A 20,652-nucleotide genomic window follows, 5' to 3' on the forward strand; every position below is an offset into this window, starting at 1 on the left:
CACCTGCATTCCCTTTTTTCATTTTCATTATCACGCCGTTTCCGGCTTCATTCCTGTATACAACTGATAATACCTTTGTTTCTTTGCAATGAGCTCATCGTGAGTTCCTTGCTCTACTATTCTGCCCTGCTCTAGAACTATGATACAATCACTGTTCCTTACGGTTGAAAGTCTGTGAGCAATCACGAACGTTGTTCTGCCCTTCATAAGCTTGTCCATACCGTCCTGAACAATCTTCTCTGTTCTTGTATCAATCGATGATGTAGCTTCATCAAGAATAAGAACCGGAGGATCTGCGATAGCAGCTCTTGCGATCGCAAGGAGCTGGCGCTGACCTTGAGAAAGATTGGCTCCGTCTCCCGTAAGCATAGTATCATAGCCTTCGGGAAGTCTTTTAATAAAGCTGTGAGCATTGGCAAGCTTGGCTGCTGCGATTACTTCCTCGTCTGTCGCATTTAACTTACCGAATCTGATATTATCCGCAACCGTTCCCGTGAACAGATGTGTATCCTGTAAAACAATTCCGAGAGAACGTCTCAGATCCGCTTTTTTGATCTTGTTGATATTGATATTATCGTATCTGATCTTACCGTCCTGGATATCATAGAATCTGTTGATAAGATTGGTTATCGTAGTCTTTCCCGCACCCGTAGATCCGACAAATGCGATCTTCTGTCCCGGTGTCGCATGAAGTACGATATCATGAAGAACCATCTTATCATCCGTATATCCAAAGTCTACGCCGTTAAAGGTAACATCGCCTTCCATCTTCTGATAAGTTGTCGTATCCGTAGCCTTATGATAGTGCTTCCAAGCCCAGTGTCCCGTGTGATGATCGGCTTCAACAATCTCACCGTTCTTCTCCTCACAGTCAACAAGAAGCACATATCCGTCATCTGTCTCAGGCTCCGCATCAAGAAGCTTAAATATACGATCTGCTCCGGCAAGAGCCATGATGATCGAGTTAAACTGCATGCTGACCTGGTTGATCGGCATACTGAAATTTCTGTTAAACGTAAGGAAGGACGCAAGCGCTCCGACCGTAAAACCAACCGCTATATTGTTTGAAAGAGCTATCGCACCGCCGACCATGGCACAGATAACATAGCTGGTATTACCAAGCTGCGCATTGATAGGTCCGAGCGATCCGGAATAAGCGTTAGCCTTAAATGCGCTGTTACAGAGCGCCTCGTTAAGTTCATCAAATTTAGCTATATTTTCAGCTTCGTGGTTAAATACCTTGACCACTTTCTGACCTGTCATCATTTCTTCTATATAGCCGTTAAGCGCACCGAGATTCTTCTGCTGATCCACAAAGTTTTTTCCCGAAGCCTTGGTAGCCATAGCTGAGCAAAACAGCATAACAGCCACCATAAAAAGTGTCACAAATGTAAGCGGTACACTCAAAATAAACATAGATACCAAAACGCTTACTATCGTGATGGTACTGTTTATAAGCTGAGGAACACTCTGGCTTATCATCTGACGAAGAGTATCAATATCGTTGGTATAGACTGACATGATATCGCCGTGAGCATGTGTATCAAAGTACTTTATAGGAAGGCTCTCCATGTGAACAAAAAGCTCCTCACGAAGTCTCTTAAGAGTACCCTGATTGATGTATACCATCACTCTAGCCTGAACATATGACGCCAAAGCGCCAAGAGCATAGAATACAGCCACTCTTGCTATAGCCAAAAGAAGCGGTGTAAAATCATTGCTTCCGCTGTCCAGCATAGGCTGAATATATGAATCTATGAGACTCTTTGTAAAAAAGGTTCCCTGAATGCTCGAAAAAACCGTCACGAGAATACACACCAGGACAGTTATCATATGAATGGGATAATACTTAAAAACATATCCCATTATCCTGCTCAATAATGCTCCCGGATTTTCTATCTTAGGTGCAGGCATTCCGCGCTTGTTACCGCCGCCCGGTCCTACTTTTATCTCTTTAACCTTTTCTGCCATAACAAAACCCTCCTTAAGCCTGCTTATCGAAGTCCGCGTCGGCGCTTGCGCCCGTCTGTGACTCGTAGACTTCTCTGTATATGGTATTGCTCTCAAGGAGCTCTTTATGCGTTCCGAATCCGCTGACCTGTCCGTCATCCATAACGATTATCCTGTCACAGTCCTGAACAGATGCAATTCTCTGAGCAATGATAAGCTTGGTCGTTCCCGGAATCTCTTCAGCGAAAGCCTTTCTTATCTTGGCATCGGTCGCCGTATCAACGGCGCTCGTAGAATCATCGAGAATAAGGATCTTGGGCTTTTTAAGAAGCGCTCTTGCGATACAAAGTCTCTGTCTCTGACCGCCCGAAACATTGGTTCCACCCTGCTCTATCATGGTGTCATAGCCATCTTCCATCTTTTCGATAAACTCATCTGCACATGCCATCTTGCAGACTCTTATACATTCCTCTTTTGTCGCGTTCTTATCGCCCCATCTGAGGTTCTCAAGGATTGTTCCGGAGAAAAGAACGTTCTTTTGAAGTACCACGGATACCTGGTCCCTCAGCGTCTCAAGATCGTAGTCTCTTACATCAACTCCGCCGACTGTAACCGCACCTTCTGTGACATCATAGAGACGGCTGATAAGATTAACAAGCGAAGATTTCGCAGAACCTGTTCCTCCGATGATTCCGATTGTTTCACCCGAATGAATCTCAAGATTGATATCCTTTAAAACAGGTTCTTCGGAATCCTTGGTATAAGCAAAATTAACGTGATCAAAGACGATACTTCCGTCCACAACCTCTTTTACCGCATTCTCTTTGCTTGTAATATCGGTTTTTTCCTCAATAACTTCAGCGATACGATTTCCGCTTGCCTGTGCCATTGTGAGCATTACAAAAATGATGGCAAGGAACATCATGCTCATAAGGATATTCATACAATAGGTCAAAAGGCCCATAAGATCACCTGTTGAAAGAGTTCCTCCCGTGATCATATGTGCGCCCACCCAGCTGATAAGAAGGATACATGCATATACCGTTCCAGTCATCATAGGACCCATCTTGATAATGTTCATCTCGGCTCTTACAAACATGTTGTAGATATTGCCTGCTGCCTTTTTGAACTTATCGTTTTCATAGTCCTCACGAACATACGCTTTAACAACTCTTATCGCTGATACGTTCTCCTGAACGCTCTCGTTAAGCCCGTCGTACTTTTCAAAGACCTCTTTGAAATAAACGGTGGCCTTGCTCATAATGATCACCATGAAAAATGCAAGAATAATGATCGCAACAAGATATATCGATGCAAGCTTGGGACTTATGATAAATGACATGATCATCGCGCCGATAACGGTTGCAGGCGCTCTCATCGCCATTCTGAGCAGCATCATATATGCGTTCTGAATATTGGTGACATCGGTCGTAAGTCTTGTTACCAGTCCCGATGTAGAAAACTTGTCTATATTGGAAAAAGAAAAGGTCTGAATGTTATCAAACATGGCCTTTCTGAGATTCTTGGCCAATCCCGTAGATGCCTTCGAACCGTAATATGCTCCGCCGATTCCTGCCGCAAGACCAAAAAGTGCGATCAAAAGCATCATCATTCCCACGCGGAATATATAAATCATATTCTGACCGTATATTCCGTTATCAACAATCTTGCCCATGAGTTTGGGAATGATCATCTCCGCCGCGACTTCTCCGATCATGCAAAGCGGTGTCAAAACAGATACCAGCTTGTATTCTTTAAGTTCTTTAAGCAAAGTTTTAACCATATACTTTTCATCTCCCATCCATATAACCTACATTTTTAATGATAGCACACCCCAACCGCACAGGTAATACCCCCCGGTTCACTTTATAATAATTTTAGACCATGATAAAAGACTCCGCATTTTCGCGGAGTCTGTCTCATATTTATAAAATAAAAACAAATTTTGCCTTACATGGCTGCTTTCATGGAATGAACGTACTCGCCCACATACTTGGGAGCGTCTTTTCCGTACTTTTCAAGAAGCTTTACTATCGCAGAACCTACGATGGCCCCGTCCGAAACAGCCGACATCTTGGCTGCCTGCTCGGGAGTCGAGATTCCAAAGCCGATAGCGCAAGGAACATCAGTGTTCTCTCTTACAACCTTAACAATGGACTCAAGATCTGTCTTGATCTCGGATCTTGTTCCCGTAACGCCAAGGCTTGAAACGATGTAGATAAAGCCCTTGGCTTCTTTTGCGATCATAGCGATCCTGTTCTCTGAAGTAGGTGCGATAAGTGAGATGAGGTCAACATCATACTTATTGCAAACAGGCTCAAACTCATCCTTTTCCTCAAACGGAAGATCCGGAAGGATAAGTCCGTCTATGCCTATCTCTTTGCACTTACTTATGAAGCGCTCTGCGCCGTATGAAAAGACAACGTTAACGTATGTCATAAATACCATAGGTGTAGAAACTTCTTTTCTAAGCTCAATTACAAGGTCAAAGATCTTATCTGTTGTAACTCCGCCCGCAAGAGCTCTTACGTTAGCGCCCTGGATAACAGGTCCCTCAGCTGTGGGATCTGAAAAAGGGATTCCAAGTTCTATAAGATCAGCTCCGTTGTTGCAAGCCTCGATAACTGCCTTCTTTGTTGTCTCAAGATCGGGATCTCCGCAGGTTATGAATGCGATAAATGCCTTTCCGTTTTCAAATGCTTTCTTAATATTACTCATGGATATCCTCCCCTCTGTAGCGCGCGATGGCTGCGCAGTCCTTGTCGCCTCTGCCCGAGATGGTGATGACCATGATCTTGTCCTTATCCATCTGTCCTGCGATCTTCATCGCATGAGCAACGGCATGGGCCGACTCTATAGCAGGGATGATTCCCTCTGTTCTTGAAAGATATTCAAAAGCATTGACCGCTTCATCATCGGTAACAGCGACGTACTCCGCTCTTCCGGTGTCGTGAAGATTGGCATGCTCAGGTCCGATCCCGGGATAATCAAGTCCCGCAGATATTGAATAAACAGGTGCGATCTGTCCGTATTCATCCTGGCAGAAATATGACTTCATACCGTGGAACACTCCAAGCTTACCTGTGTTGATCGTAGCTGCTGTCTCAAATGTATCTATTCCGCGTCCTGCTGCCTCGCAGCCGATAAGTCTTACCTCTTTGTCTTCAATAAAATTGTAGAAGGTTCCGATGGCATTGGATCCGCCGCCTACGCAGGCCATGACAACATCGGGAAGTCTACCCTCTTTTTCAAGCATCTGCTCTTTGATCTCTTTGGAGATAACGGACTGGAAGTCACGAACAATTGTAGGGAACGGATGAGGTCCCATAACTGATCCAAGGCAGTAATGTGTATCATCGATCCTTGATGTCCACTCTCTCATCGCCTCAGATACCGCATCCTTAAGTGTAGCGGTTCCGCTTGTTACGGGGATTACTTCAGCGCCCAGAAGTCTCATTCTGTATACGTTGAGTGCCTGTCTCTCCGTATCCTCTTTTCCCATGAAAACAACACATTCCATTCCCATAAGTGCTGCTGCAGTAGCGGTTGCAACGCCGTGCTGACCTGCTCCCGTCTCAGCGATGAGTCTTGTCTTACCCATTTTCTTGGCAAGAAGCGCCTGTCCGAGAACGTTGTTGATCTTGTGAGAACCTGTGTGATTAAGATCCTCTCTCTTAAGATAGATCTTGGCTCCTCCAAGGTCCTTGGTCATCTTCTCGGCATAGTAGAGATTGGAAGGTCTTCCCGCATATTCATTGAAAAGAGTCTGAAGCTCCTTGTTAAACTGCTCATCGTTTTTGTAGTGGTTATAAGCCTTCTCAAGCTCGATAACCGCATTCATAAGTGTTTCGGGAATATACTGTCCGCCATGTATTCCGAAACGACCGTTCATATTTGTCATGACTTTTCCTTCCTTATTTCCTGTTTCTGACTATATTTACAAATTCCTGCATCTTCTGATGATCCTTGACGCCGTCCGTCTCAATACCGGAGCTTACGTCAACCGCAAAAGGTGTTATCGCATCAAGCGCACCTTCTATATTGGAAAGGTTAAGGCCTCCCGCAAGGAAGAACTCCCTGTCCGCCTCTTTTAACAACTCCCAGTCAAAAGAGCTTCCGGTACCCTGTCCGGAATCGAGCAAAAGCATATCTGCACTGCTGCCCATAGCAGCTATGATATCACTTTTATCCTTTATCTGAAAAGCCTGTATCACGGGTTTGTCCGTGACAGCCTTAAGCTCTTTTATATAGCTCTCATCCTCGCTTCCGTGAAGCTGCGCGATATCGATTATCCCTTCATCCAAAAGATCCTTGATGATATCGATGCTCTCATCAACGAAAACTCCGACCGCTTTTATCGAACAGTCGAGCAAAGCCTTGAGCTCTTTAGCCTTTTCCTTATCAACTTTTCTCTTACTCTTTTCCCAAAAGACAAAGCCTATATAATCGGGCTTACACTTATTGGCAGCCTCGATATCTGCGGGGCGTGAAAGCCCGCACAGCTTTATCTTAGGGATTCGATCATCTTTCTTCATATATAATCCTCAAAGTCAAACCAGCTTCGATTTAAGCTCTTTTAACTTTTCCTTCTTATCATCCGCCCTCATAAGCGTCTCGCCGACAAGCACCGCATCCGCACCGATCTCGGAAAGCTTCTGTACATCTTCCGCAGACTTTACACCGCTCTCAGAAACAAAGATCACATCATCGGGGATAATGCTTCTGAGCTTTGCGCTGTTACCCGTATCAACGGTAAAGTCCTTGAGATTTCTGTTGTTTACACCGATGATCCTTGCACCTGCTGCGACAGCAACCTTAACTTCTTCCTCGTCATGAGCTTCGACAAGAGCCGATAAGCCAAGCTCATCGCAGATACCAAGGTACTCTTTTATCTGCTCGGGACTTAATATGGAACAGATCAAAAGAACTGCCGAAGCGCCGAGGATCTTGGCCTCGTATATCATGTACTCGCTAACGGTAAAGTCTTTTCTAAGGCAGGGGATTGACACATTTGCCGCTATTTCCTTAAGGTAACCATCCTTTCCGAGGAACCACTTGGGCTCAGTCAATACCGATATGCAATCGGCTCCCGCCTTATCATACTCTTTTGCTATATTAAGATAATCGAATTCTTCCGCAATAACGCCCTTTGAAGGTGATGCCTTCTTGCACTCGCAGATAAAAGATATCCCGGGCTTTTTAAGGCTCTTTTCAAAAGAAAAATCTCCCTTCGGAAGGTCGTAAGCCATTTTCTTTACTTCTTCCAAAGATACCTTTTTCTCTGCTTCTTTTACACGCTCCTTGGCGTATGCGGCAATTTCATCAAGAATTGTCATCTGTTACTTACCTCTATGATCTTACCGAGTGTCTCAAGTGCCTTGCCTGAATCAATAAGCTCTGCAGCAAGGTCCACACCTGCTTTGATAGAATCAGCCTTTCCACCGATGTAGAGAGCTGCACCTGCGTTCATAAGAACCGCGTCGCGCTTAGGTCCCTTAACACCCTTTAAGATATCCTTAGTGATCTCTGCGTTTTCTTCAGGAGTTCCGCCTACGAGATCCTCTTTTTTGCACATCTGAAGTCCGAAATCAGAAGGCTTGATAGTATATGATTTGTACCATCCGTCGTTGATCTCGCAAACTGTTGTGGGTGAGCTCATTGAGATCTCATCGAGCTTGTCCTGTCCGTAAACGACCATTCCTCTCTTAACGCCGAGGCTTACAAGAACTCTTGCAAGGGGCTCAACGAGGTACTCATCATACACGCCGAGAAGGAAAAGCTTGGGAGAACAAGGATTTGTAAGAGGTCCAAGGATGTTGAACACTGTTCTGAAGCCGAGCTCTTTTCTGATAGGTCCTACATACTTCATTGATGTGTGATACTTCTGAGCAAAGAAGAAGCACATTCCTGCTTCCTTAAGAAGCTCTATGCATTTCTCGGGCTCCTGCTGGATGTTTACTCCGAGAGCTTCGAGGCAATCAGCTGTTCCGCACTTTGAAGAAGCTGCTCTGTTTCCGTGCTTGGCAACCTTCATTCCACCTGCTGCAGCGACGATAGCTGATGTTGTTGAGATATTGAAGCTGTGTGCGTTGTCTCCGCCTGTTCCTACGATCTCGAACACGTCCATATCTGTCTCGACTTTGGTTGCATGCTCTCTCATAGCTGTTGCACAGCCTGCGATCTCATCTGTGGTCTCTGCCTTTGCACTCTTTGTTGAAAGAGCTGCAAGGAAAGCCGCATTCTGTGTGGGAGTTGTCTCTCCTCCCATGATCTCATTCATAACTGCATATGCTTCATCATATGTGAGGTCTTCTTTGTTTACGATTTTTACGATTGCTTCTTTGATCATGGTCTTATTCTCCTTTAATAAAACTTCTTAGCATATTTTTACCATCCAAAGTCATGATAGATTCGGGATGAAACTGTACACCGTAAATAGGATATTCCTTGTGCTGCACTGCCATTATCTCGCCGTCGTCCGTTACTGCCGTGATCTTAAGACAATCGGGCATTGTGCTCGCATCCGCCGCAAGTGAATGATATCTTGCAACCTTGGCTTCCTTGGGACAATTCTTAAAGAGCTCGCATGAATTGTCGAATGTGACCGTTGACTGTTTGCCGTGCATCAGCTCTTTTGCATAAGTAATTACCGCACCATATGCCATGCAGATCGCCTGATGGCCGAGGCACACACCAAGTGTCGGGATCTCTTTTCCCAAAGTCTTGGCAACCTCCACTATGATCCCTGCATCCTCCGGCCTTCCGGGTCCCGGTGAAAGGATGATCCTGTCGGGCTTAAGTGCTCTGATCTCATCGATCGTCATCTCATCGTTACGGATGACTTTTATGTCGGGATCTATCTCTCCGACGTACTGAAAGAGGTTATAAGAAAAGCTGTCGTAATTGTCTATAAGTAATATCATTCTTCCACCTCCTGTGCCATCTCAAGTGCCTTGAGTGAAGCCCTTGCTTTATTAAGACACTCCGTATATTCCTTGTGGGGATCGGAGTCTGCAACGATTCCGGCGCCACTTCTTACAAATACCGTGCCGTTCTTCTTGTAGGCAAGTCTTATTGCGATGCAAGTGTCCATATTTCCCGCAAAATCAATGTATCCGATCGCTCCGCCGTAAATTCCTCGCTTGTTGTTTTCAAGCTCTCCTATGAGCTTGCAGGCCTTGATCTTGGGTGCTCCCGAAAGAGTTCCCGCAGGAAGGATCGCATCTATCGCATCAAATGCATCTTTTCCCTCCTTGATCTTGCCTCGCACTGTGGATCCGATGTGCATTACATGTGAGAATCTGAGGATATCGTGAAGGCTCTCAACTTCTACTGAGCCAAACTCGCTTATCTTACCGATGTCGTTTCTTCCAAGGTCCACGAGCATGTTGTGCTCGGCGAGCTCTTTTTCGTCAACAAGGAGCTCTTTTTCCAGGGCCTTGTCTTCTTCCTCGGTCTTGCCCCTTGGCCTTGTGCCTGCAAGAGGGAAGGTATGAAGAATGCCGTCCTCAAGCTTAACGAGCGTCTCAGGTGATGCTCCCGCAACCTCAACATCGGTTCCTGCAAAGTAGAACATATAAGGTGAAGGATTTATCGTTCTGAACATGCGGTATGCGTTTAATAAGCTTCCTTCGTAAGGAGCTGATAATCTGTTTGAAAGGACTATCTGGAAGATATCGCCTTCCTTGATGTGATCCTTACCCTTTTCGACCATCTCGCAGTACTCTTCCTCAGAAAAAAGAGCTGTGACCTCGCCTGTAAGTCTTCCGTGGTCGTCCTTTTTCTTCTCGCCCTTCTCTATGAGCAGCTTCATCTGTCTGAGCTCTGTGACCGCTCTGTTGTAGCCGCTCTCTCCGTCTGTAGCCTTCATGTTGACTATAAGAACTATTTTCTGTCTTACGTTGTCGAAGGCGATAACCTTATCGAAGAGCATCAGATCTATGTCCTTGAAGGCATCCGAGTCCTCAACGGGGCTCTTGGCTGTAGGCTCGCAATATCCAAAGTAATCAAATGCGAAATATCCAACAAGTCCGCCTGTGAAGGATGGAAGATTCTCAAATCTTGGGCTCCTGTGCTCAGCCATGATCTCGCGAAGGTACTGAGCGGGCTTATCTGTCTTTACAGTCTTGCCTCCAATCTGCATCTCGCCGTCCTTGCAGGTGATCTCAAGCTTGGGATCGTAACCAAGAAATGTATAGCGTCCCCAAGTCTCATCCGCCTGTGCAGATTCAAGCATGTAGCAGTGCTCAGATACGTTCCTAAGCTTCCTCATGGTCTCTATCGGTGTTATGAAGTCCGATAAGATTTCCATGCTGACAGGGATCACATCATATTTCTGCGTTGCTGCGATTTTCTTTACTTCTTCAAGTGACGGTGTGATGTTCATGGGTTTGGTTCCTTTCGTTTATATTTGTGCAAAATAAAAGCCCCTGATAGAACTACTATAGTTCTATCAAGGACGAATATACTTAATCCGCGGTGCCACCTTGATTTCATGGGTTACCATGCGCTTAGCGAGATACCAACATATCTCCGGCAACTGACGTATGCCTTCACGTTGTGGAATACTATGCATCTATATGTTTGAATAATAATGCAGTTGATCCACACCCTCAGCGGTCCATTTGACAACTTGTTTCATGCTCGCTTCTCACCATCACGGGCTCTCTGTGTTGGCATCATTGCCGTTATCTCCGCTTCAACGGTTTATAATTATTTACTTAAAAAGAATTCTATACTCTATGTTTTGATGTGTCAACCCAAAAGTGTAACTATCCTGCCAAATTCAAGTCCTGTCGTATCTCGCGCCGCTATGACAAGCGAGCCCGATCCCATTTTATCCCTGACAAAAGAGATTGCTTTAGATCGCACATCACCTGATAGACCTTCAAACGGCTCATCCATTATAAGTACGTCGCTCGGAATACAGCACGCCCTTACTATACATACAAGACGTCTCTCCGAAGGAGTCAGCTCTTTTACCGGGATATCTACTTTGTCCTCAGGAAGGAGCTTGCACAGCTCTTCTCTGACCGTCTGCTTGAACACTTTTTTACTAACGAGTGCACAATTGGTCACAGCCGAGAAGCTGTCGCAGAGCCTGTCTTCCTGAAATACCACTCCTGCATTTATATACGGGTATTTGTAATCCCCAAGGAGTGTCACTTTTCCTGCATCGGGAGTCTCAAGCCCCAGGATGATCCTAAGCAGAGTGGTCTTTCCGCAGCCGCTCTCTCCGGTTAATATATAGCTGTGCTCATCCTCAATATTTATATTGAAATCATCAAGGATCTTCTGTCCGTTAAATGCTTTGGATATATCTTTTACCTCGATTATCATCTGCTGCTTCCTTTCAAAAAAGATAATAATTCCGGTAAGTATATGTACCTTATGACTCTGCTCTTAGGTATACGGTACACTTTCGCCATCTCCAAAAGCTGCTTTAATTTAACGGACATTTATAATCTCCTTTATATACTCATTAAATATTTTGCATTTAAAAGCTTAAGAAACATATTCTTCATCCTGACAGTTTTAATACGATCAGCCATTTCATCGCCTGAAATGCTTCTTTCAAAATCCGCCATAGAACCTATCAATGTATAATAATCATCTACGTACGACTCAATCTTAATCTTTGTGTTAGCAATCTCAGCAAGCTGTGAACATAGTTCTTTTGATAAAGAATAATATGTTTTGTCATCCGCGCTTACAAGATCATATTCTCCTATCATACCCTCGAAATCAGAATCATATTCCATGACTACACTTTCATCACCAAAATCTCTCCAATTCACAGCTGAAAGATCAGTTTCTTCAGACAATGCATTTATATTCATGGAATTCGATCCAATTAACTCATACTCCCACGATAAGAACGCTCCACCAATCAATTCATAGTCTGTCATTATATAATCAGTAAGCATGTCTTTATACATACTTCCAGGCACAATACCGTTTATTCCGTAGAGTTCATTATTCATAAGTATAATTTCTTTATCATACTTTTCAAAATCCGTTAGAACCTTGTCGAGTTTTTCCTGATTATCTTCAACCAATTTATTACCATTGATATTATCAGAAGCAGTAGTTATTCTTTCATTCCATATTTTACTTACAGTCTCCGGCATTTCTCCTTCGTTAGCAACCGCAATCTCAGCATCAACTGTTGCCAACGCCATATTTTTATACAAACCGTCTTCCTGAGAAATAAACAGGCCATTATCCTTGCTGTATCTGTTTGCATATATCAAGCTAAGATTGTTATTGGTTTCATTACTATTGTCTGTTGTCAACTCAACGTTACTATTATTTTCAAAAGAAATCTCTAAAGATGCTTCAGATGATATATCTTCATTTTCTACATTATTGCATCCAAAAAGAGATATAGTTACCAATAAAAATCCTATTATTAAACATTTTTTTTTCATAAAATCTCCACCTTTATAATTAATGTGTTCTCTCATAGTCTCCATCAAAATACAACTCAGACTCATCGTAAGTACGATTGGTCCATCCGTCTCCGTATTTGTCCCAACTACCAAGTCCTTGATACTCACTCAATACTATTTGCTCAAAATCTTCCTTACTTCCGCCTTCTTGTTTTAAAAATACATCAAGAGCTTGTCCCTCTTTAGCCAACAACGGACGATTATATACAGCTATAAACAATGCATCATATTGTTGTTGTGTAGGTGAAAAATTATTTCTTTTGCAAAGACTATTTACAAGTCCGGTATAATATGATTCTTTTTCATGATATATTTTGTAGCTAGTATCAATATCTATCTCGCCACCAACATTTGTAACATCTATACCATATGTTTCCATATAATAATTTATAGCATCCTCATCATCCTTATCCACTGTTATTCCAAAACCCAGTGTGTATTTTCCATCACCCACATCCATAATCTTCAGAGCGGTAAGATTGCCATCTTTGTCATAAACACCAGCCTTTCCAACCTCATAATCACACAACAATAAAAAGCCTTCGTCGCTGATTCCTGTCACCGTATTCATTTCAGCCAATTTTTCATTTAATATCGCAACTATCCTCTCCGCATCCGCAGAACTGTATTTTTGTACCACTCGCAACATCTCAAGCTGATATCTGGCATGAACTTTGAGATACTGAATCTGATTATTATCAAAATGATAAGCAATTTGAATATCACCAAACTCATCATCTATCTTCTCCACGGTATTAGTATCTTCGGCTCCTTTTGTATCTTCAGGTTCTTCCTCTTGTTCCGGTACTCCACCACCAAGCAAAAAGGCACCAAGCATGCTTTTTCCGGCTCCGATAGCACTACATGAAAATGAAGCTGCAATGCTATGATCCGTTTCATTTATAGAATCCTGAACCTTGGTACACATCATATCAACGTCTTCACACAGAAAATCCCTCAAACGGTCACTGCTATCAACAACCCTATGCCAATAATCCGCAAGTAAAACCATTCCTTCAGTTCCGCATACGGCGTCTTCCATGTCAAAAGCCGATTTATTAAAGATCAGCTCACTTGCGCTTTGAATCAGCTTATTTTGTATCTGATTATATGTAGCATTGTCCAATAGAAGTGTGTCATCACCGCTTGTATCAAAACCACCGATAGTTGCATTATCTTTTGCCATTTTGCATTCCTCTTTTCCTTTTTAGAAATATATATAAATCACCATAGTCTTTCTTCAAAATAAAACCAATTGTCACATATTTTCTCGGATTTATATATGATTTTCACTTTTTCAGGACGTCCATCGTATATAAACACCCCATTACTCTCCTCAACAGATTTCCCATAATAATCTATAGAACAATCCTCAGGAGAATAATAAACCCCACATTGATCATATTCATTATCTTGAGGTTTATCTTTTAAATATATTTTTACTCTATTTTCATAGCTATCATCCTTGATTTTATATCGTTCTACAGCCACATAATTAATCCTAAGTCGTAAATAGATATCATCTATATCAATATGTTTAGGATATTCACTTTTTCTTTCATAAATATCGATTTTATCTTTATTTTCATCGAGTAACTGCTCCATTATCTGCGAGAGTTCTGCATGATTATTGACCACGTACTCTTTATAATCTTTTTTCATCAAACCGTTCACCAAGTTCACGCCAACGATTAGAATTACAAATAATACCGATACTACTATTCCTTTTTTATTCATCACTAAATCCCTCTCTGTTCCATTCTATTCCTAAAGCAATAGCCTCGCGGTCCTCAGGGGAATCTTCCTAATTAGGTAATAGATACATCATATGAAACTTTAGGAACCATCTTATCAAACTGCATCATTTATACATTCTTCTATTTCATTTGATGAAACCAAACATAGTCCTGCATCACTAAAAGCCTTATAGTACTTCCCATTTTGATCATATAATGATTCATCATAGTTTTTCTCGAAATTTTCATCTAATTTAAAAATGCAATACTTATACTCTTGCAAGCTGACATCCTCAGTAAAATAATACTCTTCTATTTGTATATCACCCCAGGATTCATCAGTTTCTTTTAACTTTTCAAAATTCAAGGACGTTAAATAATAGTTTTTACCATAGTCAAAGCAATAGACGCCTTCTGAATCTATATGCCCATATTCATAATTACGCACATTTGCTTCAACATTTCTACTTTTTTCAACCCTTCCACTTTTATCTATTGAAACTTCATCTGTTTGCCCTGCATCAATGATAAAATCCAATTCATGATTATCTTCATTTCCTGAAACTACAAGGTACACCTCATAATACCCAGTCGGAAAGTCATAAGAAATCGTTACAAGAACTTCCTCTTTGTTATCATTACCACAATCAATGTTATCGTATGAAATATCAATCAAAGAATTCTCATTATTCGAATCAAATTGTTCTTTTATTTTTTGAGCCAATACTTCAACTGAATATTTTGACTCTGAATTAAAGATTGTATCAAAATCAAAAAAAGAAGTTTTTGAGTTAACACTGCTGATCGATATTGGCTCATCTATACGAGACGAGCTATTAATGGCGTTTTCATTTTCACTATCACCTTGATAAGCGCTATCTTCATTATTCCTATCAGTATTACTAACCTCATAGGTAGCTGCATCACCTGACATAACACTGCTATCACCGCACCCAAAAATAGTTATAGATATCATCGTAATAATGCATATTAAAAAAATGGCTTTTTTCAATATAAACCTACCATCCTTCTATCATTGCTTGATATATCGTAACTGCAGAATCACCACATTCAGGCCATGAGTCAGTTCTTTTGCCAGAACATCCACTCTCTCCCGTTAAAATATAGCTGTGTTCATCCTCAATATTTATATTGAAATCATCAAGATTTTTCTGTCCGTTAAATGCTTTCGATATGCCTTTTACCGCGATTATCATCTGCTGCTTCCTTTCAAAAAAAGATAATAATTTGGGTATGTAAATGTACCTTATGACTCTGCTCTTAGGTTTACGGTACACTTTCGTCATCTCCAAAAGGCTGCTTTAATTTATCGGACATTCATATACTACTTTATAAATAATGAGTTTGTTATTTCAATTGCATCCCTAGCTGCGCCGTATCCAGATCTGTAGTAGACCAATCCACAGCCCTTTATCCATTCATAATGACAATACCAACCGCTTTCGATTGCCGTGTTCCACATTGCAAAGATACACTTATCACCTTCATGAGTAATCTCAACTTGATAAACTTCTCCGATTATCTTTGAATAATCATCATCAGAAGCTACCACGATTCCGTTATTCACAAACTCTTCCTCAGAAGGTATTCCATTTTCTTCCAGCAACAAATATATATTATCTTTCGATACAAGAAAACGTCCTATATTTAATCTTTCTTCTTTGTCAGTCCCGCTTATTTCAGGACTCTCATAACCAATTGAGATCGAATATACTTCTCCCGAATCATACTCTGCGATTTTCTCGGTCTTAACTTCAACTTCGGATACTGCTTCATCAAGTAACTCCGTCACTTTATATGTTTCATCAGTCTTGGTTCCGTCAAAAAACACATTTTTGCTACTGATAGTTTCAGCGTCTGTATGTATTTTGCTTATATGAAAACTTTTTACGCTATAACCATCAAAACAGCTATAGGGATTTTTTATCAGCGTCACCTTTCCCTCTTTTTCTATGTCGCCATCTACAGCATTGGAAATCTTGAACGTAACGCTCAGATTGATCTCATCTCCATTATCTTCAGTTTTGTAATCCAATAATTCCGCATAAGAGAAGCCACTCGAAGCTTCATCTATTTTAATATCCTCTCCCTCAGTTAAAGACATAAACTCAGCTGAATTACCCGAAAACGAATTATAAATATACTCAACCTGTTCTTTGCTGATCGTTAATCCGCCATTATCACCAATACTATTTAGATAATCATATCCAAACCATGAATTTTGACAAAAATTATGTATGAAGCCCTGTTCCCACTCTGCATCGATTTCATTGCTGTTATTATAGTCCGTGTAATAAATTGCGCAGTTTTCAAGCATAGCTCTAAGATTATCACCTATAGCAAACTCTTCGGGATATTGATACTCTTTTATATCCAAAGTATCTGACAAATCAACCGAAGTCGCTGTAATAGTTGCCTCGTCTCCATGTTCGTATTCGGTAACATCCTCTGTTTTGATTGACACAATACTATATCCGTCAAAACAGCTATAGGGATTTCTTTCCAGCACAGCTGTAATAATATATTTCCTTTTCTCGGTGCTCCCTTTTTTAAAGAAATCAGCATCAGCTTTCAGAACAATATTTTCGCCTTGCTCTTCATATTCATAGTCGGTAATGGTATAAGCAACCAGTGGACTGTTCTGTGATTCCAAACAATTTATCTCATCATTTTCCAATGAATCAAAAATCGCATATTCCCCTGTCAAAGAATAATTAATATACTCAATTTGAGTCTTGGTCATTAAACCATCTTGTTCTTTTAGGATCTTCTTTTTATAGTCATATCCATCAAACATACTTTGGATATAGTTTCTCAAGAAAAAATCCTGCCATTTTTCATCCGAAACTATCGAATTATCATAATCCGAATGTGATGCCATAACTTGAATGGCCGCTCTTAAGTCGGGCTTTAATTCAAATCCATTTTCATACGTATACTCTGATACTCCTAATTTTTTATAATCAAATGGTTCATTTTTACTATCATTAGTATTATTACAACCACTTATAAATAAAGCGCCCAGAACTATTGCAAATGTAATTATTCTAGTTTTTTGTTTTAGTCTTTTTTCCATACTCATCATATAAACTTTAGGAACTATTTATCATTCCCTCGCCACGCATCTATTTATCCGGTTATTATTCACAATGCATCATTTATCCCTTCTTAAAATAAGCCTCTCGTCACAACCTAATATTTCATCATCCATGTCACATACTACGGTGTTTATTTCTGAAAAACCGGAAACATCAAGCTTACTAATCCCGCTATAATCAATACTTATTTCCTGAATATGAGGATTATTTTTCAAATCCAGGCTGCACAAATTATCGCAGTTACTACAGTGTACTGCCATTAATTTTGGATTATTTGATAGATCCAGGTTTCCTATCACTGTATCAGAAACATCCAGTGCCTCCAATTCCGGGTTATTAGATAAATCTATTGAATCTATCTTAGTCCCACCTATCTGAAGGTCGCGAAGTTTCGGGAATAAACCGGTATCAATGCTCGAAATATCAGTATCTATGCATTGCAAATAAGTCAGTTTATTATTGGAAAGATCAAACTCAGTTACGCTGGTACGCGTGATTGATAATTCTTCAATCTCAGTAAAAAGCTCAATACCTTTAATAGATGTTATATCATGATACCTTTCATCTACGCTTGCACGAACAAATATCTGTTTAACCGAATCTATCTCTTCTTTCGATAAAAAGCCATCCTTATCCGTGTCAACAAATTCTCTTATATATCCTCGAAAAATTTTATCGGGAAACGCCGATTCATCAATTTTTATACCGTCCGTTTTAGTAGCTTATTTGTCGTATGAGCCGAATATGGTTGTATCTCCCGACCATGCCGCGTCTGAAGATATATGCGCATTAGAATAATCTACATTTTCGATATTTGATTTTTACATACATCCGTTTAATAACACTATTCCTCCGTATAATTCGAAACAATCTCTTTTGATATCAAAACGTATTCATTATCTTTATATTCGTACGTTACCACGACATGTTCAATATAACTATGTCTGTAAGTTCCGGTAATTACCTTCTTATTTTCATCTATTCTGTAATTCGAGATTTCCTCGAATGTTTTCTTATATACATACTCACCGTCTTCATAAACGTATGCACAATACACGCTCATTCCGCTTGAGCTCTGACTGCCAAGTGAGATAACGATGTCTTTATGTCCGTCAAAACTTACATCTACATATTCGACATCAAAATCGCACGCTTCAAACACATATCTATCACTGTCCCTAGAAGCTTTTTTTGAAGGATAATCTACTTTTAATGAAATTACCTTTCCGTTCTCTTTGGCAAAAAAATAGTCCTCCAAATGCATGTATTCGTCAGGTTCCTCTTTTGTACGACCAACAGATACATGGTATAAACTTTGTTCTTCGTCAACCCATTCAGCGTGTTCTATTTTTTTCCCTTCATCAAGAAGTACTGTATTTGATATTTCTGCATTTACATCGGCATCTTCACATTCTATTTCAACTTTTTCCTCTTCATCAGTCGATATTTCAGATTGTTCTTCATATTCTACACTTAATGTTTCATTATTATATTCTTCTACTTCCGTATTACGATTATCTGTAATCTTTTTATCAATAGCACATCCAATTAAGTTTATGCATATGCATGCTAAAATTAATACTTTTTTAATATCTATCTTCATCATCTATTCCTCTCAATTGTTTATCAAAAAATATCATCATAATTCTCACAAAGTGTATTATAATACTCTTCTCGTTTAGGAAATGTTTCTGTATCGCCACTATTAACTATATCACTTACATCATTTATCGTCCCAGAATCAATAACATCATTCAGATTGTTTATTTCCCAATAATAGCCTGCAGTTTCCCATGCATAATTTTCAGCAACATAAACCGCACCTTCTGAAACAATATTTTGATAATTTGAAACTTCTATTCCCAATTCTTTAGCAGCATTTATCAGGTTGTTGTACTGTTCATCTACATATTCTTCACCTAAATGTGCAGGATTAACATAATGACCATATTCATTTAACTCAGGATGATCTTTTAATAATACGTAAGTAGCAAATGCCTTATATCCATAATCATGAGTAATTTGTATAGCTCCTCCACCTCTATATTCAATTCCATAACCGTTATTTGTAAAATAAGCCTCATCACCTTTTTCTATGTACCATTTTCCCATACCTGTTTCATATGAACACTCAGCTAAAAAAGCACAGATTTCTTCTTTGGTCGTTATATTATACTTTTTTAATACTTCCTTAATTTCATCCAAAGTTTCTGGCGTTAAATCTTTTTCATTCCAACCTATTCCAAATAAAAGCCGGCCTATTTCATCCACTTTTACTCTAAGTTGTTGGTATATCTTAGACGCATCAGACGTACTATATTTTTGCACATTCTGCAGCATCTTAAGCTCAGTTAAATAATTTTCTTTTAAAAATTGTATATCTTCATATGAAAATTTATATAAAATCTGAATATCGCCAAACTCATCATCTATTTTCTCCACAGTGGTGTCTTTGGTTCCTTTAGCATCGTCGGGTTCTTCCTTTTGTTTCGTTGATCTTCGTCCCATAAAAGCTCCCAGCATGCTTTTTCCGGCGCCCATGGCATTACATGAAAGAGATGCGGCAAGACTCTGATCCGTTTCGTTTATAGAATCCTGAACTTTTGTACATATCATATCAACGTCTTCACACAGAAAATCCCTCAAACAGTCACTGCTATCAACAACCCTATGCCAATAATCAGCAAGTAAAACCATTCCTTCAGTTCCGCATACAGCGTCTTCCATGTCAAAAGCCGATTTATTAAAGATCAGCTCACTAGCGCTTTGAAGCAGCTTATTTTGTATCTGATTATATGTAGCATTGTCCAGTAGAAGTGTGTCATCACCGCTTGTATCAAAACCACCGATTGTTGTATTATCTTTTGCCATTCTTCGTGCCTCTTTTCCTTTTTTAGCTATATCCAGAGATTACCCAATTCCTCGTGGATCAAGTTCAGATGCTATACCGTCACGATCCCCCCAGGTATAAACGATGTAATAATTATTATCTTTGTCTATCTCAGCTTTAAAATTCAGTTCCTTGTGTTCTACTACTTTGATACGTTTATTTTCCTGACAAGCTACAATATTACTGTATTTTGACTCAGCATACTTTCCATAATAAGCCTGTAAATCTTCGAGCGATAATTCACTTTCTAGCAAAACCGCTCCAAAATACTGCATTCCCTCACCATTACCGGACAACTTACCTGCAGCGGATATCTCGTCTACTATACTTGTATTATCAGGCACAGGGATACTCTTTATTTCCTTGACTATGTTTTGAGCAGCTTTATCGTTTTGACCGGAAATAACAAAAGGCATTGCGATCAAGCCAATAATGATAACCAGAAATACTATCAGTATTATTTTTGCCAGTTTTTTACTCATATAAATTGATCCTCACAAAAGCTT

Annotated in this window: 20 protein-coding genes; all 20 read right to left on the minus strand. The window is 40.4% G+C overall.

Annotated features, from left to right (window positions below):
• Positions 1-30 precede the first annotated feature (30 nt).
• The 20 genes from D6856_RS03440 to D6856_RS03540 all read right to left on the minus strand — a co-directional run bounded on the left by D6856_RS03440 (position 31) and on the right by D6856_RS03540 (position 20,628).
• Positions 31-1,971, minus strand: a complete 1,941-nt coding sequence (locus D6856_RS03440) for an ABC transporter ATP-binding protein (RefSeq protein WP_120685738.1) — start codon at positions 1,969-1,971, stop codon at positions 31-33.
• A gap of 13 nt (positions 1,972-1,984) precedes the next feature.
• On the minus strand, positions 1,985-3,733 hold the full coding sequence (locus D6856_RS03445) for an ABC transporter ATP-binding protein (RefSeq protein ID WP_120685969.1): 1,749 nt from the start codon (positions 3,731-3,733) through the stop codon (positions 1,985-1,987).
• A gap of 167 nt (positions 3,734-3,900) precedes the next feature.
• A complete protein-coding gene (gene trpA / locus D6856_RS03450) occupies positions 3,901-4,668 on the minus strand; it encodes a tryptophan synthase subunit alpha (RefSeq protein WP_120685739.1) in 768 nt (255 codons plus the stop codon).
• The gene (gene trpB, locus D6856_RS03455; protein ID WP_120685740.1) at positions 4,661-5,851 is read right to left on the minus strand and encodes a tryptophan synthase subunit beta; all 1,191 of its coding nucleotides are present in this window, start codon (positions 5,849-5,851) and stop codon (positions 4,661-4,663) included. Before trpB ends, trpA begins: the two co-directional genes overlap by 8 nt.
• Before the next feature lie 13 nt (positions 5,852-5,864).
• Positions 5,865-6,485, minus strand: coding sequence for a phosphoribosylanthranilate isomerase (locus tag D6856_RS03460; RefSeq protein WP_330543934.1), 621 nt, complete (start codon positions 6,483-6,485; stop codon positions 5,865-5,867).
• 15 nt (positions 6,486-6,500) lie between these two features.
• Positions 6,501-7,286, minus strand: coding sequence for an indole-3-glycerol phosphate synthase TrpC (trpC, locus tag D6856_RS03465; protein ID WP_120685741.1), 786 nt, complete (start codon positions 7,284-7,286; stop codon positions 6,501-6,503).
• Complete coding sequence (gene trpD / locus D6856_RS03470) at positions 7,283-8,299, minus strand: anthranilate phosphoribosyltransferase (protein WP_120685742.1); 1,017 nt, start codon at positions 8,297-8,299, stop codon at positions 7,283-7,285. Before trpD ends, trpC begins: the two co-directional genes overlap by 4 nt.
• 4 nt (positions 8,300-8,303) lie before the next feature.
• On the minus strand, positions 8,304-8,873 hold the full coding sequence (locus D6856_RS03475; protein WP_120685743.1) for an anthranilate synthase component II: 570 nt from the start codon (positions 8,871-8,873) through the stop codon (positions 8,304-8,306).
• Positions 8,870-10,336, minus strand: a complete 1,467-nt coding sequence (trpE, locus tag D6856_RS03480) for an anthranilate synthase component I (RefSeq protein ID WP_120685744.1) — start codon at positions 10,334-10,336, stop codon at positions 8,870-8,872. Before trpE ends, D6856_RS03475 begins: the two co-directional genes overlap by 4 nt.
• Positions 10,337-10,704: 368 nt before the next feature.
• Positions 10,705-11,289 (minus strand): ABC transporter ATP-binding protein, encoded by a 585-nt coding sequence (locus D6856_RS03485; RefSeq protein ID WP_120685745.1) that lies wholly within the window; start codon positions 11,287-11,289, stop codon positions 10,705-10,707.
• 131 nt (positions 11,290-11,420) lie between these two features.
• Positions 11,421-12,380, minus strand: a complete 960-nt coding sequence (locus D6856_RS03495) for a hypothetical protein (protein ID WP_147367796.1) — start codon at positions 12,378-12,380, stop codon at positions 11,421-11,423.
• A 19-nt stretch (positions 12,381-12,399) separates the two neighbouring features.
• On the minus strand, positions 12,400-13,587 hold the full coding sequence (locus D6856_RS03500; RefSeq protein WP_120685747.1) for a hypothetical protein: 1,188 nt from the start codon (positions 13,585-13,587) through the stop codon (positions 12,400-12,402).
• Positions 13,588-13,625: 38 nt separating this feature from the next.
• Positions 13,626-14,138: a hypothetical protein gene (locus D6856_RS03505; RefSeq protein ID WP_120685748.1), complete on the minus strand. Its 513-nt coding sequence runs from the start codon at positions 14,136-14,138 to the stop codon at positions 13,626-13,628.
• Positions 14,139-14,252: 114 nt separating this feature from the next.
• The gene (locus D6856_RS03510; protein ID WP_147367797.1) at positions 14,253-15,071 is read right to left on the minus strand and encodes a hypothetical protein; all 819 of its coding nucleotides are present in this window, start codon (positions 15,069-15,071) and stop codon (positions 14,253-14,255) included.
• An 85-nt stretch (positions 15,072-15,156) separates the two neighbouring features.
• Positions 15,157-15,354 (minus strand): hypothetical protein, encoded by a 198-nt coding sequence (locus D6856_RS03515; RefSeq protein WP_120685750.1) that lies wholly within the window; start codon positions 15,352-15,354, stop codon positions 15,157-15,159.
• A 128-nt stretch (positions 15,355-15,482) separates the two neighbouring features.
• Positions 15,483-17,234 (minus strand): hypothetical protein, encoded by a 1,752-nt coding sequence (locus tag D6856_RS03520; RefSeq protein WP_147367798.1) that lies wholly within the window; start codon positions 17,232-17,234, stop codon positions 15,483-15,485.
• A gap of 78 nt (positions 17,235-17,312) precedes the next feature.
• A complete protein-coding gene (locus D6856_RS03525) occupies positions 17,313-17,699 on the minus strand; it encodes a hypothetical protein (RefSeq protein WP_120685752.1) in 387 nt (128 codons plus the stop codon).
• A 401-nt stretch (positions 17,700-18,100) separates the two neighbouring features.
• Positions 18,101-18,862: an XAC2610-related protein gene (locus D6856_RS03530; RefSeq protein ID WP_147367799.1), complete on the minus strand. Its 762-nt coding sequence runs from the start codon at positions 18,860-18,862 to the stop codon at positions 18,101-18,103.
• Positions 18,863-18,882: 20 nt separating this feature from the next.
• Positions 18,883-20,127, minus strand: coding sequence for a hypothetical protein (locus D6856_RS03535; RefSeq protein ID WP_120685753.1), 1,245 nt, complete (start codon positions 20,125-20,127; stop codon positions 18,883-18,885).
• 39 nt (positions 20,128-20,166) lie between these two features.
• A complete protein-coding gene (locus D6856_RS03540) occupies positions 20,167-20,628 on the minus strand; it encodes a hypothetical protein (RefSeq protein ID WP_120685754.1) in 462 nt (153 codons plus the stop codon).
• Positions 20,629-20,652 lie beyond the last annotated feature (24 nt).

This window comes from Butyrivibrio sp. XB500-5, assembly GCF_003625505.1.
Classification (GTDB): Bacteria; Bacillota; Clostridia; order Lachnospirales; family Lachnospiraceae; genus Butyrivibrio.

Coding starts and splice junctions, on each gene's coding strand:
- D6856_RS03440 (WP_120685738.1), bottom strand. CDS start 1,971: ATGGCAGAAAAGGTTAAAGAGATAAAAGTAGGACCGGGCGGCGGTAAC.
- D6856_RS03445 (WP_120685969.1), bottom strand. CDS start 3,733: ATGGTTAAAACTTTGCTTAAAGAACTTAAAGAATACAAGCTGGTATCT.
- trpA (WP_120685739.1), bottom strand. CDS start 4,668: ATGAGTAATATTAAGAAAGCATTTGAAAACGGAAAGGCATTTATCGCA.
- trpB (WP_120685740.1), bottom strand. CDS start 5,851: ATGACAAATATGAACGGTCGTTTCGGAATACATGGCGGACAGTATATT.
- D6856_RS03460 (WP_330543934.1), bottom strand. CDS start 6,485: ATGAAGAAAGATGATCGAATCCCTAAGATAAAGCTGTGCGGGCTTTCA.
- trpC (WP_120685741.1), bottom strand. CDS start 7,286: ATGACAATTCTTGATGAAATTGCCGCATACGCCAAGGAGCGTGTAAAA.
- trpD (WP_120685742.1), bottom strand. CDS start 8,299: ATGATCAAAGAAGCAATCGTAAAAATCGTAAACAAAGAAGACCTCACA.
- D6856_RS03475 (WP_120685743.1), bottom strand. CDS start 8,873: ATGATATTACTTATAGACAATTACGACAGCTTTTCTTATAACCTCTTT.
- trpE (WP_120685744.1), bottom strand. CDS start 10,336: ATGAACATCACACCGTCACTTGAAGAAGTAAAGAAAATCGCAGCAACG.
- D6856_RS03485 (WP_120685745.1), bottom strand. CDS start 11,289: ATGATAATCGAGGTAAAAGATATATCCAAAGCATTTAACGGACAGAAG.
- D6856_RS03495 (WP_147367796.1), bottom strand. CDS start 12,380: ATGAAAAAAAAATGTTTAATAATAGGATTTTTATTGGTAACTATATCT.
- D6856_RS03500 (WP_120685747.1), bottom strand. CDS start 13,587: ATGGCAAAAGATAATGCAACTATCGGTGGTTTTGATACAAGCGGTGAT.
- D6856_RS03505 (WP_120685748.1), bottom strand. CDS start 14,138: ATGAATAAAAAAGGAATAGTAGTATCGGTATTATTTGTAATTCTAATC.
- D6856_RS03510 (WP_147367797.1), bottom strand. CDS start 15,071: ATGTCAGGTGATGCAGCTACCTATGAGGTTAGTAATACTGATAGGAAT.
- D6856_RS03515 (WP_120685750.1), bottom strand. CDS start 15,354: ATGATAATCGCGGTAAAAGGCATATCGAAAGCATTTAACGGACAGAAA.
- D6856_RS03520 (WP_147367798.1), bottom strand. CDS start 17,234: ATGGAAAAAAGACTAAAACAAAAAACTAGAATAATTACATTTGCAATA.
- D6856_RS03530 (WP_147367799.1), bottom strand. CDS start 18,862: ATGATGAAGATAGATATTAAAAAAGTATTAATTTTAGCATGCATATGC.
- D6856_RS03535 (WP_120685753.1), bottom strand. CDS start 20,127: ATGGCAAAAGATAATACAACAATCGGTGGTTTTGATACAAGCGGTGAT.
- D6856_RS03540 (WP_120685754.1), bottom strand. CDS start 20,628: ATGAGTAAAAAACTGGCAAAAATAATACTGATAGTATTTCTGGTTATC.